Origin of the sequence: Enterovibrio nigricans DSM 22720, from assembly GCF_900167155.1 — a bacterium.
GTDB classification, from domain to species: Bacteria; Pseudomonadota; Gammaproteobacteria; order Enterobacterales; family Vibrionaceae; genus Enterovibrio; species Enterovibrio nigricans.
On record NZ_FUXU01000237.1, the window covers coordinates 1 to 1,067 of the forward strand.

A 1,067-nucleotide genomic window follows, 5' to 3' on the forward strand; every position below is an offset into this window, starting at 1 on the left:
AGGTTTAGACATGAGACTACGACGATTGATGGGTGTAGCCGATCAGATCGTAGCTTCTAGATTTAGTTCCATCGATTTAAGCAACAAAGCCCCTTCACTGCCGCACAGGCAGCTTAGAAACTAAAAAAACGGCTCTGTTAGCGTTAAATGTTGTTCTAGTCACATGAAGCATCTACAACTAAACTTGAACGAATCGTTCGATTCGTTTAGTGTGTAATATATGTTAACAACTAGATTGAGTGAAACCTATGCAAACTTTAAATGCCAATGAAGCAAAAACCAAATTTGGAACAATGCTTATCAATATTCAGAGCGAACCTGTTGAAATTTTGAAAAATGGCACGTCTGTGGCTGTAGTTATGTCCTCTAAAGATTATCAGGCAATGGAAGAACTAAAAATGGAACTTGTTAAGCTCCGTTTTTCCAATATCGATGAAGATGATTTGGTCGATGGTGATACCTTTTTTGAAGAGCTAGAATCAGGCAAGTACGATTAATGAAAAATGTGAAATTTTACCTCAGAGGACAGGCCCGTACTGACATAGCAAAAATTAGACAGTATACGATAAAAGAGTGGGGACATAATCAGTGGGACAAATATAGAGTCGCCTTGTTTAAAAAACTTCAATCACTAGCTAACAACCCACATATGGGAGCTAATATTGAAGAGGTTTCCAGTAACGCCTTTCGATTCCCAATAAAAAATCATGTTATCTATTATGCAAAAAGAGAAGATACGGTTATTTTTGTAGGAGTTATATCATCTGACATGTCACCTCAAAAACATATGATTCGAGTGAAAGATATAACCAATGAACTCGGCATGTAAATTCCGCTACTGATCATTCCAGAAGAGCGTTTTTGTGATATTCAAAACTAAACGCATCTGAGATGAAATCTTTTAAATTAAACTCTTGGTCTTCTTTCAAAATATCCATGATCCGCATCCAACCAAGATAGTTAGGCAAATAATCGGCTCCGTTGCAAAGTTTTAAGTTTCAGGCAATCTAGTGTCACCTTCCTCGTCGTTTATTAAGCATGACTGATTTCAAAGGGCGTCACTTTTC

At 37.1% G+C, this 1,067-nt stretch carries 2 protein-coding genes; both read left to right on the top strand.

Annotation, left to right across the window (positions count from 1 at the left end):
• Positions 1-248: 248 nt before the first annotated feature.
• Positions 249-497 carry a type II toxin-antitoxin system Phd/YefM family antitoxin gene (locus B5D35_RS23920; RefSeq protein WP_078754876.1) on the top strand — a complete coding sequence of 83 codons (249 nt, stop codon included), beginning with the start codon at positions 249-251 and terminating at the stop codon, positions 495-497.
• Positions 497-829: a type II toxin-antitoxin system RelE/ParE family toxin gene (locus tag B5D35_RS23925; RefSeq protein WP_078754877.1), complete on the top strand. Its 333-nt coding sequence runs from the start codon at positions 497-499 to the stop codon at positions 827-829. The genes B5D35_RS23920 and B5D35_RS23925 overlap by 1 nt, the downstream gene beginning before the upstream one ends.
• Positions 830-1,067: the final 238 nt, after the last annotated feature.